Annotated in this window: 31 protein-coding genes; 1 reads left to right on the top strand and 30 read right to left on the bottom strand. The window is 68.6% G+C overall.

Annotated elements, in window-relative coordinates; translation table 11 throughout:
• Window positions 1–1,334 (top strand): PTS sugar transporter subunit IIA (locus Q6969_RS04565; RefSeq protein WP_317229373.1); only part of this gene is annotated, 1,334 nt, incomplete at its 5' end.
• Window positions 1,335–1,359: 25 nt separating this feature from the next.
• Here Q6969_RS04565 and map read toward each other — a convergent pair.
• From map to Q6969_RS04415, 30 genes are all read right to left on the bottom strand, one after another.
• Entirely contained in the window at window positions 1,360–2,196 is an 837-nt protein-coding gene (map, locus tag Q6969_RS04560) for a type I methionyl aminopeptidase (RefSeq protein WP_317229372.1), read from the bottom strand.
• 3 nt (window positions 2,197–2,199) lie between these two features.
• Window positions 2,200–2,802, bottom strand: a complete 603-nt coding sequence (locus Q6969_RS04555; protein WP_317229371.1) for an adenylate kinase — start codon at window positions 2,800–2,802, stop codon at window positions 2,200–2,202.
• The gene (gene secY, locus Q6969_RS04550; RefSeq protein ID WP_094116581.1) at window positions 2,799–4,121 is read right to left on the bottom strand and encodes a preprotein translocase subunit SecY; all 1,323 of its coding nucleotides are present in this window, start codon (window positions 4,119–4,121) and stop codon (window positions 2,799–2,801) included. Before secY ends, Q6969_RS04555 begins: the two co-directional genes overlap by 4 nt.
• 124 nt (window positions 4,122–4,245) lie before the next feature.
• Window positions 4,246–4,824 (bottom strand): 50S ribosomal protein L15, encoded by a 579-nt coding sequence (gene rplO, locus Q6969_RS04545; protein WP_317229370.1) that lies wholly within the window; start codon window positions 4,822–4,824, stop codon window positions 4,246–4,248.
• Window positions 4,824–5,006: a 50S ribosomal protein L30 gene (gene rpmD / locus Q6969_RS04540; protein ID WP_012039289.1), complete on the bottom strand. Its 183-nt coding sequence runs from the start codon at window positions 5,004–5,006 to the stop codon at window positions 4,824–4,826. Before rpmD ends, rplO begins: the two co-directional genes overlap by 1 nt.
• On the bottom strand, window positions 5,006–5,671 hold the full coding sequence (gene rpsE, locus Q6969_RS04535; protein ID WP_012039290.1) for a 30S ribosomal protein S5: 666 nt from the start codon (window positions 5,669–5,671) through the stop codon (window positions 5,006–5,008). Before rpsE ends, rpmD begins: the two co-directional genes overlap by 1 nt.
• A 35-nt stretch (window positions 5,672–5,706) precedes the next feature.
• A complete protein-coding gene (rplR, locus tag Q6969_RS04530) occupies window positions 5,707–6,078 on the bottom strand; it encodes a 50S ribosomal protein L18 (RefSeq protein ID WP_012039291.1) in 372 nt (123 codons plus the stop codon).
• A 2-nt stretch (window positions 6,079–6,080) separates the two neighbouring features.
• Complete coding sequence (gene rplF / locus Q6969_RS04525) at window positions 6,081–6,617, bottom strand: 50S ribosomal protein L6 (protein ID WP_094116583.1); 537 nt, start codon at window positions 6,615–6,617, stop codon at window positions 6,081–6,083.
• Between the two features lie 4 nt (window positions 6,618–6,621).
• Window positions 6,622–7,020 (bottom strand): 30S ribosomal protein S8, encoded by a 399-nt coding sequence (rpsH, locus tag Q6969_RS04520; RefSeq protein WP_012039293.1) that lies wholly within the window; start codon window positions 7,018–7,020, stop codon window positions 6,622–6,624.
• Window positions 7,021–7,158: 138 nt separating this feature from the next.
• Window positions 7,159–7,755 (bottom strand): 50S ribosomal protein L5, encoded by a 597-nt coding sequence (gene rplE / locus Q6969_RS04515; RefSeq protein WP_192973318.1) that lies wholly within the window; start codon window positions 7,753–7,755, stop codon window positions 7,159–7,161.
• A 2-nt stretch (window positions 7,756–7,757) separates the two neighbouring features.
• Window positions 7,758–8,117, bottom strand: a complete 360-nt coding sequence (gene rplX, locus Q6969_RS04510) for a 50S ribosomal protein L24 (RefSeq protein WP_043668810.1) — start codon at window positions 8,115–8,117, stop codon at window positions 7,758–7,760.
• Window positions 8,118–8,119: 2 nt separating this feature from the next.
• Window positions 8,120–8,488 (bottom strand): 50S ribosomal protein L14, encoded by a 369-nt coding sequence (gene rplN / locus Q6969_RS04505; RefSeq protein WP_012039296.1) that lies wholly within the window; start codon window positions 8,486–8,488, stop codon window positions 8,120–8,122.
• Between the two features lie 27 nt (window positions 8,489–8,515).
• Complete coding sequence (gene rpsQ, locus Q6969_RS04500) at window positions 8,516–8,812, bottom strand: 30S ribosomal protein S17 (protein ID WP_094116585.1); 297 nt, start codon at window positions 8,810–8,812, stop codon at window positions 8,516–8,518.
• A 2-nt stretch (window positions 8,813–8,814) separates the two neighbouring features.
• Window positions 8,815–9,141 carry a 50S ribosomal protein L29 gene (gene rpmC, locus Q6969_RS04495; RefSeq protein WP_012039298.1) on the bottom strand — a complete coding sequence of 109 codons (327 nt, stop codon included), beginning with the start codon at window positions 9,139–9,141 and terminating at the stop codon, window positions 8,815–8,817.
• Window positions 9,141–9,560: a 50S ribosomal protein L16 gene (rplP, locus tag Q6969_RS04490; protein WP_094116586.1), complete on the bottom strand. Its 420-nt coding sequence runs from the start codon at window positions 9,558–9,560 to the stop codon at window positions 9,141–9,143. The genes rpmC and rplP overlap by 1 nt, the downstream gene beginning before the upstream one ends.
• A 2-nt stretch (window positions 9,561–9,562) precedes the next feature.
• The gene (gene rpsC, locus Q6969_RS04485) at window positions 9,563–10,360 is read right to left on the bottom strand and encodes a 30S ribosomal protein S3 (protein ID WP_012039300.1); all 798 of its coding nucleotides are present in this window, start codon (window positions 10,358–10,360) and stop codon (window positions 9,563–9,565) included.
• Window positions 10,360–10,752, bottom strand: coding sequence for a 50S ribosomal protein L22 (rplV, locus tag Q6969_RS04480; protein WP_116054425.1), 393 nt, complete (start codon window positions 10,750–10,752; stop codon window positions 10,360–10,362). Before rplV ends, rpsC begins: the two co-directional genes overlap by 1 nt.
• Before the next feature lie 25 nt (window positions 10,753–10,777).
• Entirely contained in the window at window positions 10,778–11,059 is a 282-nt protein-coding gene (gene rpsS, locus Q6969_RS04475; protein ID WP_012039302.1) for a 30S ribosomal protein S19, read from the bottom strand.
• Between the two features lie 12 nt (window positions 11,060–11,071).
• A complete protein-coding gene (gene rplB, locus Q6969_RS04470) occupies window positions 11,072–11,911 on the bottom strand; it encodes a 50S ribosomal protein L2 (protein WP_043668798.1) in 840 nt (279 codons plus the stop codon).
• Between the two features lie 22 nt (window positions 11,912–11,933).
• Window positions 11,934–12,233 carry a 50S ribosomal protein L23 gene (gene rplW, locus Q6969_RS04465; protein ID WP_012039304.1) on the bottom strand — a complete coding sequence of 100 codons (300 nt, stop codon included), beginning with the start codon at window positions 12,231–12,233 and terminating at the stop codon, window positions 11,934–11,936.
• Window positions 12,230–12,886, bottom strand: a complete 657-nt coding sequence (gene rplD, locus Q6969_RS04460; RefSeq protein ID WP_043584322.1) for a 50S ribosomal protein L4 — start codon at window positions 12,884–12,886, stop codon at window positions 12,230–12,232. The genes rplW and rplD overlap by 4 nt, the downstream gene beginning before the upstream one ends.
• Before the next feature lie 2 nt (window positions 12,887–12,888).
• Complete coding sequence (gene rplC, locus Q6969_RS04455) at window positions 12,889–13,542, bottom strand: 50S ribosomal protein L3 (RefSeq protein ID WP_094116588.1); 654 nt, start codon at window positions 13,540–13,542, stop codon at window positions 12,889–12,891.
• Between the two features lie 8 nt (window positions 13,543–13,550).
• Complete coding sequence (gene rpsJ / locus Q6969_RS04450; RefSeq protein WP_012039307.1) at window positions 13,551–13,859, bottom strand: 30S ribosomal protein S10; 309 nt, start codon at window positions 13,857–13,859, stop codon at window positions 13,551–13,553.
• A 435-nt stretch (window positions 13,860–14,294) separates the two neighbouring features.
• A complete protein-coding gene (locus Q6969_RS04445) occupies window positions 14,295–15,263 on the bottom strand; it encodes a DNA topoisomerase IB (protein WP_317229369.1) in 969 nt (322 codons plus the stop codon).
• A gap of 157 nt (window positions 15,264–15,420) precedes the next feature.
• Window positions 15,421–16,614 carry an elongation factor Tu gene (gene tuf, locus Q6969_RS04440; RefSeq protein ID WP_043584326.1) on the bottom strand — a complete coding sequence of 398 codons (1,194 nt, stop codon included), beginning with the start codon at window positions 16,612–16,614 and terminating at the stop codon, window positions 15,421–15,423.
• Between the two features lie 114 nt (window positions 16,615–16,728).
• Window positions 16,729–18,843 (bottom strand): elongation factor G, encoded by a 2,115-nt coding sequence (gene fusA / locus Q6969_RS04435; RefSeq protein WP_094116590.1) that lies wholly within the window; start codon window positions 18,841–18,843, stop codon window positions 16,729–16,731.
• A 47-nt stretch (window positions 18,844–18,890) separates the two neighbouring features.
• Complete coding sequence (gene rpsG, locus Q6969_RS04430) at window positions 18,891–19,361, bottom strand: 30S ribosomal protein S7 (protein WP_012039311.1); 471 nt, start codon at window positions 19,359–19,361, stop codon at window positions 18,891–18,893.
• Entirely contained in the window at window positions 19,361–19,735 is a 375-nt protein-coding gene (rpsL, locus tag Q6969_RS04425; RefSeq protein ID WP_012039312.1) for a 30S ribosomal protein S12, read from the bottom strand. The genes rpsG and rpsL overlap by 1 nt, the downstream gene beginning before the upstream one ends.
• Before the next feature lie 264 nt (window positions 19,736–19,999).
• Window positions 20,000–20,425: a DUF6121 family protein gene (locus tag Q6969_RS04420; protein ID WP_258070172.1), complete on the bottom strand. Its 426-nt coding sequence runs from the start codon at window positions 20,423–20,425 to the stop codon at window positions 20,000–20,002.
• Between the two features lie 19 nt (window positions 20,426–20,444).
• Window positions 20,445–21,147: hypothetical protein (locus tag Q6969_RS04415; RefSeq protein WP_317229368.1), on the bottom strand; the 703-nt coding region annotated here is incomplete at its 5' end.

Below are 21,147 nucleotides of genomic sequence, written 5' to 3'. Positions count from 1 at the left end.
CCGATGCCGCCGCCCTCGAAGCGGGCGACGCGCACGACGCCGCGGGCGACGCGCACGACGCCGCGGACGACGCCGACCCCGGCCCCGCGGATCCGGACGGCCCGTCCGAGGACCGCACCGCGCTCGCGATCCGCACGGTGCTCGCCCGCCTCCTCGCTGCGCACTTCGACGTGCCCGTCCCCGCGGGCGACGTCGCCTACCTGGCGCTCCTCGTGCGCACGCGCGTCGTCACGCCCGGCAACGAGCAGTCCCTCGCCACCGTGATGCGCGAGCACGTGGTCGAGAGCGACCTCGACGTGGTGCGTGCGATCGTGCGCCGCGTCAAGCAGGAGTACCTGGTCGACCTCGAGGACGAGGACTTCACCGTGCGGTTCTCCCTGCACCTCGGCAACCTCGTGGCCCGCGCTGCCGACCGCTCCTTCTCACGGAACCCGCTGGCGCGGTCGATCAAGACGTCGTACCCCATGACGTACGAGATCGCCGTCTTCATCGCGAGCGAGGTGCAGCGCCGCCGCGGCATCGCCATCAACGACGACGAGATCGCGTACATCGCCCTGCACGTGGGCTCGCACCGGGAGCGCGTCGCCCGGCGCGACGACCGGGTCGCGTGCGCGCTCGTGTGCCCCAACTACTACGACCTGCACCAGATCATGCGGCAGCGCATCGAGCAGGCGCTCGGGGCCGACATCAGCGTCGACGCCGTGGTCACGCGCACGGACGTGGACGCCGACGCCCTGGGCGTGCAGCTCGTGATCGACGCGACGGGGTCGCGCCCGCCCGCCGACAACGTCGTGGTGGTCCAGCCCCTGCCGACACCGGACGACATCGAGGCGATCCGGCGGGCCGTCGCCCGCGTGCGCCGGCACGCGCGTCGGAGCGCCATGAAGCACGACCTGCTGCGCTTCCTCGACGAGTCGCTGTTCTTCCGCGACCTGCACGCCCCGGACGAGGAGTCGATGATCCGGCTCCTCGGTCAGCGCATGGTCGAGCAGGGCATCATCGAGCCCGAGTACATCGAGGGCGCCATCGAGCGCGAGCGGCTGTCGTCGACGGCGTTCACCGACACGCTCGCGGTGCCGCACTCCCTCGCCATGACCGCGCACCGCACGGCGATCGCCATCGTGGTGAACGACGAGGCGATGCGCTGGGGCGGCAACCGCGTGCACGTCGTCGCGCTGGTGGCGTTCAGCGCGAGCGGGCGCACGAGCTTCCAGCACGTGTTCGACCAGTTCGTGGAGGTCTTCTCCGACCACCGCGACGTGCAGGCGATCATGCGGGCGTCGGGATCGCACGGCTCCTTCATCGAGGAGCTCGTGCACGTCATGGACACCTAGGCCGGCGTCGGCCGGCCGTCCGCGCTCAGGGCGCGACGGGCGTGACGCCCCGCGGCACGAGGCGCGATGCCCCGCCGTCCGCGAGCGTGAGCACCCAGATGCCGCGCGCGTGCACCGCGACCGAGTGCTCCCAGTGGGAGGCCATGCTGCCGTCGACGGTGGCGACGGTCCAGTCGTCGTCGAGGACGCGCGTCTCCGCCTCGCCGTCGGTGATCATCGGCTCGATCGCGACGACCAGGCCCGGCTTCACGGCGGGGCCCCTGCCGCGCACGCGGTAGTTGAAGACCGGCGGGTCCTCGTGCATGCTCCGGCCGATGCCGTGGCCGGTGTAGTCCATGACGATGCCGAAGGACCCGGCGGCCTCGACGCTCTCCTCGACCGCCTCGCCCACCTCGTTGAGGTGGGATGCGGTCGCGAGCCGGGCGATGCCGGCCCACAGCGCGTCCTCGGTGACGCGGGACAGGCGCTCCCGTGCCTCCACCACGTCCGGGCGGGCGGGATCCGGCACCACGACCGTCATGGCCGAGTCGCCGTTCCACCCGTCGATCTCCGCGCCGCTGTCGACCGACACGATGTCGCCCGGCTGCAGCACGCGGTCGCCGGGGATCCCGTGGACGACCTCGTCGTTCACGGACACGCAGACGGTGTGCCGGTAGCCGGGCACCAGCTGGAAGTTCGAGTGCCCGCCGAGGGCGCGGATGGCGGCGTCCGCGGCGGCGTCGAGCTCGCCCGTGGTCACGCCCGGGGCGATGAGCCCGCGGACGGCGTCGAGGGAGGCGGCCGTCGCGAGCCCGGGCGCCACCATGCGGCGGATCTCGTCCGGCGTCTTGTAGATCCCGGGGGTCCGGCGGAGGGCGCCCACGGCCTACGCGCGGCCGGCGTCGGAGACGGGACGGACGCCGCGGCCCGCGAGGGCCTCACGGACGCGCCGGGCGACCTCGTCGACCTCGCCGAGGCCGTCGACCTCGAGGAGCAGGCCGCGATCCCGGTACACGGCGATGAGGGGGCTCGTCTCGCGGACGTAGACCTCCTGGCGGTGCCGGATCTCGTCCTCGCCGTCGTCGGCGCGGCCCTGCTCGGCTGCGCGGCGGGTGAGGCGGGCCACGACCTCCTCCTCGTCGGCGACGAGCTGGATGACGGCGTCGAGCTCCTGGCCCCAGCCCTGCAGCAGCTCCTCCAGGTACGCGACCTGGTCGAGCGTGCGCGGGTAGCCGTCGAGGAGGAAGCCCGCCTGCGCGTCCTCCTCCTGGAGCCTGGCCGTGATGAGGCGGTTGGTGAGCTCGTCGGGCACGTAGTCGCCCGCGTCCACCAGCGCCTGGACCTGCTGGCCGAGCTCGGTGCGGTCCTTGATGTTCTGGCGGAAGATGTCGCCGGTGGACACGTCCGGGATGCCGAACTCGTCCGAGATGCGCGTCGCCTGCGTGCCCTTGCCCGCACCGGGAGGGCCGACGATCAGGAGGCGGGTCACTTGAGCAGCCCCTCGTAGTGGCGCTGCTGCAGCTGCGAGTCGATCTGCTTCACCGTCTCGAGGCCGACGCCGACGACGATCAGGATGCTCGCGCCGCCGAACGGGAAGTTCTGGTTGGCGCCGACGAGCGACAGGGCGATGAGCGGCAGCAGCGCGATGAGGCCGAGGTACAGCGAGCCAGGCAGCGTGATGCGCGTGAGGACGTAGTCGAGGTACTCGGCGGTGGGGCGGCCCGCGCGGATGCCGGGGATGAAGCCGCCGTACTTCTTCATGTTGTCCGCGACCTCCTCCGGGTTGAAGGTGATGGCGACGTAGAAGTACGTGAAGCCGACGATGAGCAGGAAGTACATCGCCATGTAGAGCGGGTGGTCGCCCGTCGTGAGGTTGTCGGTGATCCACTGCACCCACGGCGCCGGCGCCTCGCCGACGGCGGGCTGGTTGAACTGCGCCACCAGCGCGGGGAGGTACAGCAGCGACGAGGCGAAGATGACGGGCACGACGCCGGCCATGTTGACCTTGATGGGGATGTACGTGTTGTTGCCGCCGTAGGTGCGGCGACCGACCATGCGCTTGGCGTACTGGACCGGGACGCGGCGCTGCGACTGCTCGACGTAGACGACCGCGGCCACGACGAGGAGCCCGACGGCGATCACCAGGAGGAAGACCTCCCAGCCGCGGCTCTGCTGGATGGCGAGGAGCGAGGTCGGGAAGGCGGCGGCGACCGACGTGAAGATGAGGAGCGACATGCCGTTGCCGATGCCGCGCTCGGTGATGAGCTCGCCCATCCACATGATGAGGCCGGTGCCGGCGGTCATCGTGATGACCATGAGCATGATCGCGTACCAGGCGTCGTTCGTCACGAGCTGGGTGCAGGCGCTGACGTTCGTCTGCCCGAAGAGGGCCCCGCTGCGCGCGACCGTGATGAGCGTCGTGGACTGGAGGACCGCGAGGGCGATCGTGAGGTAGCGCGTGTACTGCGTGAGCTTGGCCTGTCCGGACTGGCCCTCCTTGTAGAGGGTGTCGAAGTGCGGGATGACCACGCGGAGCAGCTGGACGATGATCGAGGCCGTGATGTACGGCATGATGCCCAGCGCGAAGATGGAGAGCTTCAGCAGCGCTCCGCCGCTGAAGAGGTTGACGAGCTCGTAGAGGCCCGAGGTGCCCTGGTTCGCCGCGAGGCACGACTGCACGTTGGCGAAGTCGACGAACGGCGCCGGGATGAAGGATCCCAGGCGGAAGAGGGCGATGATGCCCAGCGTGAAGCCGATCTTGCGACGCAGATCGGGGGTGCGGAAGATCCTGACGACGGCGCTCAACACGGAGGGTGTCCTGCTTTCTGTGGGAGGTCCGCCGCGAGGCGGGGGTCGGGCCGACCCGATGCGGCCCCAGGTGCTCGGAGGGGCGGCCGGTTTCCCGACCGCCCCTCCGTTGCGTCCTGCAGTGCTACTTGACGGAGCCGCCTGCTGCGACGATCTTCTCCGCAGCGGAGCCGGAGACCTTGTCGACAGCAACCGTCAGCTTAACCGAGATGTCGCCGTCCCCGAGGACCTTGACCTTCTCGTTCTTGCGCACGGCACCCTTGGCGACCAGGTCGCTCGTGGTGACGTCGCCGCCGTCGGGGTAGAGCACGGCGAGCTTCTCCAGGTTCACGACCTGGTACTCGACGCGGAACGGGTTCTTGAACCCGCGGAGCTTCGGGGTGCGCATGTGCAGCGGCATCTGCCCACCCTCGAAGCCGACGCGGACCGTGTAGCGGGCCTTCGTGCCCTTGGTGCCACGACCCGCGGTCTTGCCCTTCGAGCCCTCACCGCGGCCGACACGCTGGCGTGCCTTCTTGGCCCCGGCGGCGGGACGGAGGTGGTGGACCTTGAGGACCTGCTCGCGCTTGACCGTCTCCGTCGCGGCGACCGTGGTCGTCTCGGCGGATGCGGCCGCGGCGGCGGGCGCCTTCGCGGTCTTCTTGGGTGCGGCCTTGGGCGCCTTCACGGGCGCCGGCTCGGCCGACTCGTTCTTCTCAGCCATCAGTCGATCTCCTCCACCTTCACCAGGTGCGCGACGGTGTTGACGTAGCCGCGGTTCTGGGCGTTGTCCTCTCGGACCACCACGGCACCGATGCGACGGAGCCCGAGGCTCCGCAGGGTGTCGCGCTGGTTCTGCTTCTCGCTGATCTTGGACTTGATCTGCGTCACTCGGAGCTGAGCCATCAGACACCTGCCTTCGCGTCGGCCTCGGCACGCTGGGCGCGGAGGATGCGGGCCGGGACGACCTGCTCGAGCTCGAGCCCACGACGGGCGGCGACGGCGCGCGGCTCCTCGAGCTGCTTGAGCGCCTCCACCGTGGCGTGCACGATGTTGATCGTGTTCGACGAGCCGAGCGACTTGCTCAGGACGTCGTGGATGCCGGCGCACTCCAGGACCGCGCGGACGGGGCCACCGGCGATGACGCCGGTACCCGCGGACGCGGGACGCAGGAGGACGACTCCGGCGGAGGCCTCACCCTGCACGGCGTGCGGGATGGTCAGGCCGATGCGGGGGACGCGGAAGAAGTTCTTCTTCGCCTCCTCGACGCCCTTGGAGATGGCGGTCGGGACCTCGCGGGCCTTGCCGTAGCCGACGCCCACCAGTCCGTTGCCGTCTCCGACGATCACGAGCGCGGTGAAGCTGAAGCGACGACCGCCCTTGACGACCTTGGACACGCGGTTGATGGTGACGACGCGCTCCAGGAACTGGCTCTTGTCGGCATCACGGCCACCGCGGCTGTCACGGCCGCCCTGGTTCCGGTCACGCCCGCCACGACGGCCCTCACGGCCCTCGTTCTGCGCGGGTGCGGTGGACGCCGCGGTCTCGACGGGCGTCTCCGCCACGGCCACGACCTCGGGCTCCTTGTTGTTGTTCTCGGCTGCGCTCACAGGCTCAGACCACCCTCTCGAGCTCCTTCGGCGATGGCCGCGACGCGTCCTGCGTAGCGGTTGCCACCACGATCGAATACGACGCTCTCCACGCCGGCCGCCTTGGCGCGCTCGGCGACGAGCTCGCCGACCTTGCGCGACTTGGCGGTCTTGTCGCCGTCGAACGTGCGCATGTCGGCCTCGAGGGTCGATGCGGACGCGACGGTGTGACCACGGCTGTCATCGACGACCTGCACGAAGACGTGGCGGGCCGAACGGGTGACGACCAGGCGCGGACGCAGCTCGGTGCCCTCGACCTTCTTGCGCAGGCGTGCGTGCCTGCGGCCGCGGGCGGCGGACTTGCTTTTTCCTCTAACTCCGAGAGCCATGATCACTTACCACTCTTTCCGGCCTTGCGGCGAACGTTCTCGCCGGCGTAGCGGACGCCCTTGCCCTTGTAGGGCTCGGGCTTGCGAATCTTGCGGATGTTGGCGGCCGTCTCGCCGACGAGCTGCTTGTCGATGCCGACGACGGTCATCTTGTTGACGCCCTCGACGGTGAAGCTGATGCCCGCGGGCGCCTCGACGTACACGGGGTGGGAGAAGCCGAGCGCGAACTCGACGCCCTTGTCCTTGAGCGCGACGCGGTAACCCGTGCCGACGATCTCGAGGCCCTTGGTGTAGCCGGTGGTGACGCCGACGATCTGGTTGGCGATGAGGCTGCGCGTGAGGCCGTGGAGCGAGCGCGACTCGCGCTCGTCGTCGGGACGGGTGACGAGCACCTGTCCGTCCTGGACCTCGGCGCGGATGGGCTGGGCCACGGTGAGGCTCAGCTCGCCCTTGGGGCCCTTGACCGTGACGACCTGGCCGGCCACGGCGACGTCGACCCCTGCGGGGACGTCGATGGGGAGTCTTCCGATGCGGGACATGTCGTTACCACACGTAGGCGAGGACTTCCCCACCCACGCCCTTCTTCGCAGCCTGGCGGTCCGTGAGGAGCCCCGAGGAGGTGGACAGGATGGCGACCCCGAGGCCACCGAGGACCTGGGGGATCTCCGCGGACTTCGCGTAGACGCGCAGTCCGGGCTTCGACACGCGCTTGATGCCCCGGATGGAGCGCTCGCGATCGGGGCCGAACTTGAGGCTGAGCGTCAGCGTCTGGCCGACGCGGGCGTCCGCGACGTCCCAGCCGGCGATGAAGCCCTCGGACTTGAGGATGTCGGCGATGTGCGACTTGAGCTTGGAGTGCGGCATGGAGACCGTGTCGTGGTGCGCGGAGTTCGCGTTCCGGAGTCGGGTCAGCATGTCGGCGACCGGGTCGGTCATTGTCATGACTGGTGGTACCTCTCTCGCCTGGTTTCGTTCATCCGGACACGGATGACGACCTGTGGTGGTGGCGGCGCCGGGCGGAGGTGCCCGGCGCCGATCGTGCGGTGGTGCTGGTCGTGCGGGTGATGCTGGTGGAGCTGGTTACGGCGTGTTCTCGGGCGTCTGGAACGGGAAGCCGAGCGCCTTGAGCAGCGCGCGTCCCTCGTCGTCCGTCCGAGCGGTCGTGACGACCGTGATGTCCATGCCGCGGACCCGGTCGATGCGGTCCTGGTCGATCTCGTGGAACATGGACTGCTCGTTGAGACCGAACGTGTAGTTGCCGTTGCCGTCGAACTGCTTCGGGCTGAGCCCGCGGAAGTCGCGGATGCGGGGCAGGGCGAGCGACAGCAGGCGGTCGAGGAACTCCCACATGCGGTCGCCGCGCAGCGTCACGTGGGTGCCGATGGCCTGGCCCTCACGCAGCTTGAACTGGGCGATCGACTTGCGGGCCTTGGTGACCTGCGGCTTCTGGCCCGTGATCTTGGTGAGGTCGGCGACCGCGCCGTCGATGATCTTGCCGTCACGAGCGGCGTCGCCGACGCCCATGTTCACGACGATCTTCGTGAGCCCGGGCACCTGGTGCACGTTCGTGAAGCCGAGATCAGCGGTCAGCTGGCTGACGATCTCGGAGCGGTACTTCTGCTTCAGGCGCGGGAGCTGCTTCTCCTCGGCCGTGCCAGCGGTTGCGGTGTCGGTCATTGCTAGAGGTCCTTACCTGACTTCTTGGCGTAGCGGACGCGGACGGTCTTGGAGACCCCGTCCTTCTCGACCGTCTCGGTCCGGAAGCCGACTCGCGTGGGCTTCTTGGACTCGGGGTCGACGAGCGCGACGTTGGAGATGTGGATGGGCGCCTCGACGGTCTCGATGCCGCCGGTCTTGGAGCCGCGCTGCGTCTGGCCGACGCGGACGTGCTTCGTGATGAAGTTCACGCCCTCGACGACGACGCGGTTGCGCTCGACCAGGACGGACAGGACCTTGCCCTGCTTGCCCCGGTCGCCGCCCTTGGCCTGCGTGCGACCCGTGATGACCTGGACCAGGTCACCCTTCTTGATGTTCGCCATGACTAAATGACCTCCGGTGCCAGCGAGATGATCTTCATGAACTTCTTGTCCCGGAGCTCGCGGCCCACCGGTCCGAAGATGCGGGTGCCGCGGGGCTCCCCGTTGCTGTTCAGGATGACGGCGGCGTTCTCGTCGAACTTGATGTACGAGCCGTCGGGACGGCGCGTCTCCTTCTTGGTGCGGACGATGACGGCCTTGACGACCTCGCCCTTCTTGACGTTTCCGCCGGGGATCGCGTCCTTGACGGTCGCGACGATGACGTCGCCGAGGCCGGCGTAGCGGCGACCCGAGCCACCGAGCACGCGGATGGTCAAGATCTCCTTGGCACCCGTGTTGTCCGCGATCTTGAGGCGGGATTCCTGCTGAATCACTGTTGCTCCTTATCCAAGCAGCCGGGGCTACTTGGCCTTCTCGAGGATCTCGACCAGGCGCCAGCGCTTGGAGGCGCTGAGGGGACGGGTCTCGTTGATCAGGACGAGGTCGCCGATTCCGGCGGAGTTCGCCTCGTCGTGCGCCTTGACCTTGGAGGTGCGGCGGATGACCTTGCCGTACAGCGGGTGCTTCACGCGGTCCTCGACCTCGACGACGATGGTCTTGTCCATCTTGTCGCTGGTGACGTAGCCACGACGGGACTTGCGGTAGCCGCGGTCGACCGTCGCGGTGTCAGCCGTGTTCTTCTCTTCGGCGTTCGCCATGATCAAGCCTCCTCAGCCTTCTCGGTGACGGCGGCGTCGTCGGCCTTCGCGGCCTTCTTCGTCGCCTTCTTCTTCTCGGGCTTCTCGGGGACCTCGACGGGGGCGGGCGTGGCACGGATGCCCAGCTCGCGCTCGCGGATGACCGTGTAGATCCGAGCGATGTCGCGCTTGACCGCGCGGAGGCGGCCGTGGCTGTCGAGCTGACCGGTGGCCGACTGGAAGCGCAGGTTGAACAGCTCCTCCTTGGCCTTCTTCAGCTCTTCGACGAGTCGCTCGTCCTCGAAAGTGTCCAGCTCGACGGGGGCGAGCTCCTTGGAACCGATCGCCATTATGCGTCGCCTTCCTCGCGCTTGATGATGCGTGCCTTGAGGGGCAGCTTGTGGATGGCCCGGGTGAGCGCCTCGCGCGCCGTGACGTCGTCGACGCCGGCGAGCTCGAAGAGGACGCGACCCGGCTTGACGTTCGCGACCCACCACTCGGGCGAGCCCTTGCCGGAGCCCATGCGGGTCTCGGCGGGCTTCTTGGTGAGCGGACGGTCGGGGTAGATGTTGATCCACACCTTCCCGCCGCGCTTGACGTGACGCGTCATGGCGATTCGAGCGGACTCGATCTGGCGGTTGGTGACGTAGGCGGGCGTGAGGGCCTGGATGCCGTACTCACCGAACGACACGGTGGTGCCACCGGTCGCGTGGCCGGAACGGCCGGGGTGGTGCTGCTTGCGGTGCTTGACTCGACGGGGGATCAACATGGTTACGCCTCAACTCCTGCTGCGGCGACCGGCGCTGCCTCGGCGGCCGGCGCGGTGCGCGGCGCGTTGGTGCGGCGGTCTCCGGTTCGACCGTCGGAACGGTCGTTACGACGCTCGGGGCGCGACGACTTCTGGTTCGCCTGCTCGCGAGCGAGATCCTTGTTGGTGATGTCGCCCTTGTAGACCCAGACCTTCACGCCGATGCGGCCGAAGGAGGTGCGGGCCTCGTAGAAGCCGTAGTCGATGTTCGCGCGGAGGGTGTGCAGCGGCACGCGTCCCTCGCGGTAGAACTCCGACCGGCTCATCTCGGCGCCGCCGAGGCGGCCCGACACCTGGATGCGGACGCCCTTGGCGCCGGCGCGCTGGGCGCCCTGCAGGCCCTTGCGCATCGCACGGCGGAACGCCACACGACCCGCGAGCTGCTCGGCGATGCCCTGGGCGACCAGCTGCGCCTCGGCCTCGGGGTTCTTCACCTCGAGGATGTTCAGCTGGATCTGCTTGCCCGTGAGCTTCTCGAGGTCGGCGCGGATGCGCTCGGCCTCGACGCCGCGGCGGCCGATGACGATGCCCGGGCGGGCCGTGTAGATGTCCACGCGGACACGGTCACGGGTGCGCTCGATCTCGATGCGCGCCACGCCGGCGCGGTCGAGGCTCGTCTTGAGCATGGTGCGGATGCGCACGTCCTCGGCGACGTAGTCGCTGTAACGCTGCCCCTTCTTCGTGCTGTCCGAGAACCAACGCGACACGTGGTCGGTGGTGATCCCGAGACGGAACCCGTACGGGTTGACCTTCTGTCCCATTACTTGCTCGCCTTCTTCGTGGTCGACGCCACGTCCGCCTCGTCCGGCGTCGCGAGGACGACCGTGATGTGGCTGGTGCGCTTGTTGATACGGAATGCGCGACCCTGTGCGCGCGGCTGGAACCGCTTGAGGGTGGTGCCCTCGTCCACGAACGCCTTGGCGATGTAGAGGTCCTGCTCCGCGAGGAAGCTGTTGGACGCGTCGGCCTTGACCCGCGCGTTCGCCATGGCCGAGGCCACCAGCTTGTAGATCGGCTCGCTCGCGCCCTGCGGCGCGAACTTCAGGATGGCCAGGGCCTCCTCGGCCTGCTTCCCGCGGATCATGTCCACGACGCGACGGGCCTTCTGGGGGGTGACGCGGATGTGACGCACGCGTGCGATCGACTCCACCATTTCTCTCCTCCTTCTCGTCGCCGCGCTAGCGGCGACGACCCTTCTTGTCGTCCTTCACGTGGCCGCGGAAGGTGCGCGTGAGAGCGAACTCGCCGAGCTTGTGGCCCACCATCGACTCGGTGACGAACACCGGGACGTGCTTGCGGCCGTCGTGCACCGCGATGGTGTGACCCAGCATCGCCGGGATGATCATCGAGCGGCGCGACCAGGTCTTGATCACGTTCTTGCTGCTGGCCTCGTTCGCCGAGATCACCTTGCGGAGCAGGTGGTCGTCGACGAAGGGGCCCTTCTTCAGACTGCGTGGCATCTTCTACAACTCCTACTTGCGCTTCTTGCCGGCGTTGCGGCGGCGAACGATGAGCTTGTCGCTGGGCTTGTTGATGTGGCGCGTGCGGCCTTCCTTCTGGCCCCACGGGCTGACCGGGTGGCGTCCACCGGAGGTCTTGCCCTCACCACCACCGTGCGGGTGGTCGACGGGGTTCATCGCGACACCGCGGACGGTCGGGCGGACACCCTTCCAGCGCATGCGGCCGGCCTTGCCCCAGTTGATGTTCGACTGCTCGGCGTTGCCGACCTCGCCGATGGTCGCGCGGCAGCGCGCATCGACGTTGCGGATCTCGCCGGAGGGCAGGCGCAGCTGGGCGTAGGGGCCGTCCTTCGCCACGAGGCGAACGGAGGCGCCGGCGGAGCGGGCCATCTTCGCGCCGCCGCCGGGGCGGAGCTCGATGGCGTGGATGACGGTACCCGTCGGGATGTTGCGCAGCGGCAGGTTGTTGCCGGGCTTGATGTCGGCCGTGGCGCCCGACTCGATCTTGTCGCCCTGCTTCAGCTTGTTCGGCGCGAGGATGTAGCGCTTCGTGCCGTCGATGAAGTGCAGGAGCGCGATGCGCGCCGTGCGGTTGGGGTCGTACTCGATGTGGGCGACGGTCGCGATGACGCCGTCCTTGTCGTTGCGCTTGAAGTCGATCACGCGGTACTGGCGCTTGTGGCCACCACCGATGTGACGGGTCGTGATGCGACCCTGGTTGTTGCGGCCACCGGTCTTGGAGAGCGGGCGGAGCAGCGACTTCTCGGGCGTCGAGCGCGTGATCTCCACGAAGTCGGCGACGGACGAACCGCGACGACCCGGGGTCGTGGGCTTGTACTTGCGAATAGCCATTGGTGTTTTCCTAGTCCCGGTCTCAGCCGACAGTCGTGAAGATGTCGATGGAGCCCGACTTGAGGGAGACGATGGCGCGCTTGGTGTCCTTGCGCTTGCCCATCCCGAACTTGGTCCGGCGGGTCTTGCCCTGCTTGTTGAGCGTGTTGACCGACGCGACCTGCACGCCGAAGATCTTCTCGATCGCGAGCTTGATCTCGGTCTTGTTCGAGCGGGGGTCCACGATGAACGTGTACTTGCCCTGGTCGATCAGGCCGTAGCTCTTCTCGGAGACGACCGGCGCGATGATGATGTCGCGGGGGTCCTTCTGGGTGGCGCTCATGCGGCAACCTCTTCCTTGGCCGTCTTCGACTCGACGAACGCGTCGAACGCGCCCTTCGTGAAGACGATGTCGTCGCTCACGAGCACGTCGTACGCGTTGAGCTGGTCGTAGGACAGCACGTGGACCGTCGGGATGTTGCGCACGCTGCGGAGGCTGACCTCGTCGGTGCGCTCCAGGACGATGAGGACGTGCTTGCTCGTGGCGATGCCCTCGAGCAGCGCGACCACGGTCTTCGTCGAGGGGACGTCTCCGGCGGAGAGGCTCTCGATGACGTGGAGGCGGGCGCCGCGCGCGCGGTCGGAGAGGGCGCCGAGCAGGGCTGCGGCGATCATCTTCTTCGGGGTGCGCTGCGAGTAGTTGCGGGGCGTGGGCCCGTGGACGATGCCACCGCCGGTCATCTGGGGTGCGCGGATCGAGCCCTGACGAGCGCGACCGGTGCCCTTCTGCTTGAACGGCTTGCGGCCGGCGCCGGAGACCTCGCCGCGGCCCTTGGTCTTGTGCGTTCCCTGGCGCGCCGCGGCGAGCTGGGCGACGACGACCTGGTGGATGAGCGGGACGTTGGTCTGCACGTCGAAGAGCGACGCGGGCAGGTCGACGGAGCCGGTGACTGCACCGGTCGCGTCGAGGACGTCGAGCTGGGTGTCGGTAGCCATGACTACTTCCCCTTCACTGCGTTGCGGACGAAGACGATGCGGCCACGCGCGCCGGGCACTGCGCCCTTGACGAGCAGGAGGCCCTTCTCGGCGTCCACGCTGTGGACGACGAGGTTCAGCACGGTGACGCGCTCGCCGCCCATGCGACCGGCCATGCGCATGCCCTTGAAGACGCGGCTGGGGGTCGAGGAGGCGCCGATGGAGCCGGGCTTGCGGTGGTTGCGGTGCGAACCGTGCGAGGCGGAGACGCCCTTGAAGTTGTGGCGCTTCATGACGCCCGCGAAGCCCTTGCCCTTGCTGGTGCCGACGACGTCGACCTTGGTGCCGGCCTCGAAGGCGCCGACCGTGATCTCCTGGCCGAGCGAGTACTCGGCGAAGTCGGCGGTGCGGACCTCGGTGAGGTGGCGGCGCGGCGTGACGCCGGCCTTGTCGAAGTGGCCGGTGCTCGGCTTGTCGGCCTTGCGGGGGTCGATCTGGCCGTAGGCGATCTGGATGGCGCCGTAGCCGTCCACCTCGGGCGTGCGCACCTGGGTGACGACGTTCGGGGTGATCTGCACGACGGTCACGGGGATGAGCTTGTTGTTCTCGTCCCACACCTGCGTCATGCCCAGCTTCGTGCCGAGCAGACCGGTGAAAGTCCTGTTAGCGGTAGACATGGGTTCCCTTAGAGCTTGATCTCGATGTTGACGTCGGCCGGGAGGTCGAGTCGCATGAGCGAGTCGACCGCCTTCGGCGTCGGGTCGACGATGTCGATCAGACGCTTGTGCGTGCGCATCTCGAAGTGCTCGCGGCTGTCCTTGTACTTGTGAGGGGAGCGGATCACGCAGATCACGTTCTTCTCGGTGGGCAGCGGCACCGGGCCGACGACCGTGGCGCCCGCGCGGGTCACCGTGTCGACGATCTTCCGGGCCGAGGAGTCGATGACCGAGTGGTCGTACGACTTAAGTCGGATGCGGATCTTCTGTCCCGCCATGTGTGACTCTCTCTCTTTCGTGCGTCATGCGGCCTCGGACCGTATTGGACGCGTGTGTCCCTCGCTCGGACCGGGCGCCTCGTGGCGCCGTGATCCGTGGTGCACCCGGGCGCGCATCGTGGGACGCGGCCTCGGGCAGCTCGTGCACCCGCCCGCATGCGGGCGCGGACGAGCGGTGCTCATCCGGTGGGTGTCGTGTGCCTCTGCTCTGCTGCCCGCGGCCTAACCTGCTCCGGGAGCGACGTGCGCTCCGGGCGGCTATGCACTGCCTGGCAGTGATCCGGTGTCTCGCGCGCAGGGCGGCGTGCACCGGAATGTTGAACTAGACGAGTTTGTCATAGTCCGGGCATGCGTGCAACCCGGGCGTGTCGCGCCCGCTCCCCCGTGTTTCCGGGCCTCTCGGCGGCTCCCGCGGGCTCCTCGGAAGGCGCCGGATCACCGGAAGAGGAGGTTGCGGAGCTCCGTCTCGCCGGACGCCAGGCGCTGCGGGTCGATGGTGCGACCGTGCAGGTACTCGTCGACGAGGCGCGGGTCCACATAGCTGGTCTTCGCGATCGTCGGGGTGTTGCTCAGCACCTCCGCGGCGTCGCGGTACGCCTGGGCGAGCGCCTTCTGCCGCTTGCCCTTGGTCTCCTCCGGGCCGTGCTTGGCGAGGCTGATCGCCGCGGCGACGGTGCCGTGCAGCGTGCGGAAGTCCTTCGCGGTGAAGTCGCCGCCCGTGCGCTCGCGCACGTAGTCGTTGATGTCGGCCGCCCCCAGGGGATGCCAGTCGCTCCCGTCCCGGTAGGCGAGCAGCCGCGCGTTGGGCCCGCGGCGCGTGAGGCCGCGGATGGCCTTGACCAGGTCCGCGTCCCGGATGTCGCTCGACCACTCCTGGCCGCTCTTCGCGGGGAACTCGAGGTGGACCGTGTCGTCGTGGATCGTGACGTGCGAGCACAGCAGCGTCGACAGCCCGTGGCTGCCGTTCGACTCGGTGTACCGCTCGCTGCCGACGCGGAGGCTGCCCGTATCGAGCATCCGGAAGCCGGCGGCGAGGGCCCGCTCGCGCGTGAACCCGTCCTGACGGAGGTGCATGGTGACCTGGCGACGGGCAGCCGGCAGCGACTCCGCCAGCTGCAGGGCGCGGTCGAACTTGATGCGGTCCTTCTGCTCCCGCCAGGTCGGGTGGTAGATGTACTGCCGGCGCCCGGCGCTGTCCACGCCCGTCGCCTGCACGTGCCCGTTGTCGTAGGGGGCGATCCAGACGTCGGTCCACGCGGGCGGGATGCCGAGTCCCTCCATCCGCGCGCGGAGCTGCCGGTCGACGACCCGGTTCCCGTCGGAGTCGAGGTACGTCCAGCCCCTGCCGGACCTCTTCCGCGTGTAGCCCTTGCCGTTGGCGTCGCTGCGCCGGAGTCTGACCATCCCTCGAACCTACGCGCCGCGGCGCGAACCGTTCGCCCACTACCGATCCGGGGACGCCATCCGCAGGCAGCCGTGAGACGGATGCCCCGGTTAACGGCCGACAGGGCCGGGCCATGACGGCCCGACCCTGTCGGAGGTGGTGCTGGTGGAGCTGGTGCTACTTGACGATCTTCGTGACCGTGCCGGCGCCGACGGTGCGGCCACCCTCACGGATGGCGAAGCCGAGGCCCTCCTCCATGGCGATCGGCTGGATCAGCGCGACGTTCATGTCGGTGGTGTCGCCGGGCATGACCATCTCGGTGCCCTCGGGCAGCGTGATGACGCCGGTGACGTCGGTGGTGCGGAAGTAGAACTGCGGACGGTAGTTCGCGTAGAACGGGTTGTGACGCCCGCCCTCCTCCTTGGAGAGGATGTACGCGGTGCCCTCGAAGTCCGTGTGCGGCGTGACCGAACCCGGCTTGACGATGACCTGGCCGCGCTCGACGTCCTCGCGCTTCGTGCCGCGGAGCAGGAGCCCGCAGTTCTCGCCGGCCCAGGCCTCGTCGAGCTGCTTGTGGAACATCTCGATGCCCGTGACGGTGGTCTTGACGGTGGGACGGATGCCCACGATCTCGACGTCCGAGTTGATGGCGAGGGTGCCGCGCTCGGCGCGACCCGTGACGACGGTTCCACGACCGGTGATCGTGAACACGTCCTCGACGGGCATGAGGAACGGCTTGTCCTTGTCGCGGACGGGCTCGGGGATGGACTCGTCGACCGCCTCCATGAGCTTGACGATCTGCTCGACCCACTTCTCGTCGCCCTCGAGCGCCTTGAGGCCGGAGACCTGGACGACGGGGGCGTTGTCGCCGTCGAAGTCCTGGCTGGAGAGCAGCTCGCGGACCTCGAGCTCGACGAGCTCGAGGATCTCCTCGTCGTCGACCATGTCGGACTTGTTGAGCGCGACGAGCAGGTACGGCACGCCGACCTGCTTCGCGAGCAGCACGTGCTCGCGCGTCTGGGCCATGGGGCCGTCGGTGGCGGCGACCACGAGGATCGCCCCGTCCATCTGGGCCGCGCCGGTGATCATGTTCTTGATGTAGTCAGCGTGACCCGGGGCGTCGACGTGAGCGTAGTGACGCTTGGGCGTCTCGTACTCGACGTGCGAGATGTTGATCGTGATGCCGCGCTGGCGCTCCTCGGGAGCGGAGTCGATGGACGCGAAGTCGCGCTGCACGTTGGTCGCCGACGGGTACTTGTCCGCCAGGACCTTGGAGATCGCTGCCGTCAGCGTCGTCTTGCCGTGGTCGACGTGACCGATCGTTCCGATGTTGACGTGCGGCTTGGTCCGCTCGAACTTGGCCTTACCCACTGTGGGTCCTCCTCAGGACTCGGTGGCAGGGCGTCCGGTTGTTCTTCGGACGCCCTGCGGATTGGAGATGGTGCTTATGTTACTGAAACGGCGGATGCCGCTCGAACTGGAGGGCTACTCGCCCTTGTTCTTCTGGACGATCTCGTCGGCGACAGCCTTCGGGACCTCGGCGTAGCTGCCGAAGCTCATCGAGTACACCGCGCGGCCCGAGGTCTTGCTCCTCAGGTCGCCGACGTAGCCGAACATCTCCGACAGGGGGACGTTCGCCGTGATGACCTTGACGCCGCTGGCGTCCTCCATGGCCTGGATCTGGCCGCGGCGGGAGTTCAGGTCGCCGATGACGTCGCCCATGTACTCCTCGGGCGTGCGGACCTCGACGGCCATGAGCGGCTCGAGCAGCACGGGCTTCGCCTTGCGCGCGGCCTCCTTGAAGGCCATCGAGCCGGCGATCTTGAACGCCATCTCCGAGGAGTCGACGTCGTGCGCGGCGCCGTCGAGCAGCGTCGCCTTCACGCCCACCATGGGGTAGCCCGCGAGGACGCCGACCTGGAGCGCGTCCTGGATGCCCGCGTCGACCGAGGGGATGTACTCCCGCGGGACGCGACCGCCGGTGACCTTGTTGTCGAACTCGTAGGTCTTCTCCGCGGTCACCTCCATGGGCTCGATCTTGATCTGGATCTTGGCGAACTGGCCCGATCCACCCGTCTGCTTCTTGTGGGTGAAGTCGTGCTTGTCGACGGTGCCGCGGATGGTCTCGCGGTACGCGACCTGCGGCTTGCCGACGTTCGCCTCGACGTTGAACTCGCGCTTCATGCGGTCGACCAGGATGTCGAGGTGGAGCTCGCCCATGCCCTTGATGACCGTCTGACCGGTCTCCTGGTTCTGCTCCGTGCGGAAGGTCGGGTCCTCCTCGGCGAGCTTCTGGATGGCAACACCCAGCTTCTCCTGGTCGGCCTTCGTCTTCGGCTCGATCGCGACCTCGATGACGGGCTCGGGGAACGTCATCGACTCGAGGACGATCTGGTCCGTCGGGTCGCAGAGCGTGTCGCCCGTGGTCGTGTCCTTGAGGCCGATGACCGCGTAGATGTGACCGGCGGTGACCGAGTCGACCGGGTTCTCCTTGTTGGAGTGCATCTGGAAGATCTTGCCGATGCGCTCCTTCTTGCCCTTGGTCGAGTTGATGACCTGCGAGCCGCCCGCGATGGTGCCCGAGTAGACCCGGACGTACGTGAGGCGACCGAAGAACGGGTGCACCGCGACCTTGAACGCGAGAGCCGAGAACGGCTCGGTCGCGTCGGGCTTGCGGATGATGATCTTCTCCTCGTCACGCACGTCGTGGCCCTCCATGGGGGGCACGTCGAGCGGGCTGGGGAGGTAGTCGATGACCGCGTCGAGCATGGGCTGGACACCGCGGTTCTTGAACGCGGAGCCGCACAGCACGGGATAGATCTCGCTGTTGACGGTGAGCTTGCGGATGGCGGCCTTGATCTCCGCCACCGTCAGCTCCTCGCCGCCGAAGTACTTCTCGAGCAGCGCGTCGTCGGTCTCGGCGACGGTCTCGAGCAGCTTGGCCCGGTACTCGTCCGCCTTGTCCTGCAGATCCGCGGGGATCTCCTCGATCTCGTACTTCGCACCGAGCTCGACGTCTCCCTTGGAGTCGCCGCGCCAGGTGAGCGCGCGCATCTCGACGAGGTCGATGACGCCCTCGAAGCCGCCCTCGGCGCCGATGGGCAGCTGGATGACCAGCGGCTTGGCGCCGAGGCGGTTGACGATCGTGTCGACCGTGAAGTAGAAGTCGGCGCCGAGCTTGTCCATCTTGTTGACGAAGCAGATGCGCGGCACGTCGTACTTGTCGGCCTGGCGCCACACCGTCTCGGACTGGGGCTCGACGCCCTCCTTGCCGTCGAACACGGCGACCGCGCCGTCGAGGACGCGGAGCGAGCGCTCCACCTCGACGGTGAAGTCGACGTGCCCGGGGGTGTCGATGATGTTGATCTGGTTCTTATTCCAGAAGCACGTCGTCGCGGCGGACGTGATGGTGATGCCGCGCTCCTGCTCCTGGGCCATCCAGTCCATCGTGGCGGCGCCGTCGTGGACCTCGCCGATCTTGTGAGTGATGCCCGTGTAGAACAGGATGCGCTCGGTGGTGGTGGTCTTGCCGGCATCGATGTGAGCCATGATGCCGATGTTGCGGACCTTGTTCAGGTCGGTGAGCACGTCCTGTGCCACAGGTTCCTCCGAAAGGGGTTGGTGGTGCTGTCGAACGAGGTGGTCGACTACCAGCGGTAGTGCGCGAACGCCTTGTTCGACTCGGCCATCTTGTGGGTGTCCTCGCGGCGCTTGACCGCGGCACCGAGGCCGTTGGATGCGTCGAGGATCTCGTTGGTGAGACGCTCGGTCATGGTCTTCTCGCGACGCGACTTGGCGTACGTCGTGAGCCAGCGGAGCGCGAGCGTGTTCGCGCGGTGCGGCTTGACCTCGATGGGCACCTGGTAGGTGGAGCCACCCACGCGACGCGAGCGGACCTCGAGGGCCGGGCGGACGTTGTCGAGCGCCTTCTTCAGCGTGACGACGGCGTCCTGGCCGTTCTTCGCGGCGACGCCGGCGAGGGCGTCGTAGACGATCTTCTCGGCGAGGCCCTTCTTGCCGTCGAGCAGGATCTTGTTGACGAGCTGGCTGACGATCGGCGCACCGTAGACGGGATCTGCGACGACAGGGCGCTTGGGGGCGGGACCCTTGCGAGGCATTACTTCTTCTCCATCTTCGCGCCGTACCGGCTGCGAGCCTGCTTGCGGTTCTTCACGGCCTGGGTGTCGAGCGCGCCGCGGACGATCTTGTAGCGCACGCCGGGGAGGTCCTTCACGCGACCGCCGCGGACGAGCACCATGGAGTGCTCCTGGAGGTTGTGGCCCTCACCGGGGATGTAGGCCGTGACCTCCTGGCCGTTGCTGAGCTTGACGCGGGCGACCTTGCGGAGAGCCGAGTTCGGCTTCTTCGGGGTGGTCGTGTAGACGCGGGTGCAGACGCCGCGCTGCTGGGGGTTGGCCTTCAGGGCGGGCGCCTTGGTCTTGACGACCTTGGGCGTGCGGCCCTTGCGGACCAGCTGCTGGATGGTTGGCACTACGGGACTCCTCGATGCTGCACGGTGACAGCGGGTTGATGGTCAGCATTCGATGCCCGCGGACGGGATCGAGTTCAACTGGACCCGCGCATCCGCCGACCACGGGAGTGGGAGGCGCCGGCGGGTATGCCGTGGGGGCCGGCCGAATGGCCGAACCCTGGTCGGTGCTCTCGTGGCCGGCTCGCGCGCCCCGACTTGACGGCACGACACGAGCGCACGACGAAGCGCACACCCCCGTTACGATACAGTTCCGCGACTCGCCGGTCAAACGGTGGACGAGGGCCCGCGGGCGGCCAGCGCGACGGCGCCGAGACCGAGGAGCGCCGAGACGCCGAGCACGGCGATCCCGAACGGGTCCACCAGATGCCGCAGGGCGAAGGCCAGGCTCGCGAACACGTCCGCGCCGCCGAGCAGGTAGACCACGGCTCCCACCAGGCCGTAGGCGAGCCAGGCCGCGGCGCCCCATGCGACCACCGGCAGGACCGGGATCCTCCGGTCGCGGTCCGCCTCCCGGGCCGTGCGCACGAGCCCGCCGGCGAAGACCAGCGTGGAGCTCACGACCATGAGCGGCCCGAGCAGCACGCCCGCGTCCCGCTCCGGGATGACGTCGTCACCGCCGAGGAGGGCGACGAAGCCGAAGATGCAGACGACGAGCGCGACGTGCATCACCGCGGCCAGGAGGGGGATCACTCCCCCAGCCTGACACGCGTCAGCGGTGGTCCGGCTGCTCTGCCAGCTTGCGGTCGTACTCGGCCCGCGCCTCGACGTTCCTCGCCTTGACCCGGCGGCCGCGGGCGCTGATGCCGGCGCCGAGCCATGTGACGAGCTCGCGGGCGAGGAAGGCGGCCAGGATCCCGTCGGGGAACGTCACCGTGCGCTGGAGGAGCAGCGCCTGCTCCGACGGGGCGAGGTCCATGACGCCGCCCTGCAGCAGGCGCGTGCCGATGTACGCCGCGTACACGAGGATCGCGACGGGCAGGCCGCCGAGCACGAACGCCCACCACCTGCCGCGGTTCACCAGGAGCGCGAGCAGGACGAAGAAGACGAGGAAGGCGAGGGTCGGCACGTAGAAGACCGGCGACAGCAGGTACCGGCCGAACACGTCGCCGAACGCGTCCGGGTTCCGGACCGAGGCGAGGAGGGCGGTGCCCAGCGAGTAGAGCAGGGCGAAGAGGATGGCGGCGACGACGGCGATCAGCACGCCGAACCCCCGGTTGCCGCGCTTCTGCGGCGGCGTGGGCGCCTGCACGTAGATGGGCTGCGACGACGACTGACGGGCAGCCTCCTCGTCGCGGGCACGGCGGTCGCGCTCGTCGCGCTCGCGGGCGTCGGCCTCGCGGGCCTCGCGCTCGCGGCGCTCCCGGTCCTCGACGTCGCGGCGGCGCGCGTCGGCCTCACGGGCCTCCGCCTCA

Source organism: Clavibacter sp. MX14-G9D, from assembly GCF_032917815.1.
Lineage (GTDB): Bacteria > Actinomycetota > Actinomycetes > Actinomycetales > Microbacteriaceae > Clavibacter > Clavibacter michiganensis_K.
This window is presented reverse-complemented; position numbering and strand designations above follow the sequence as displayed.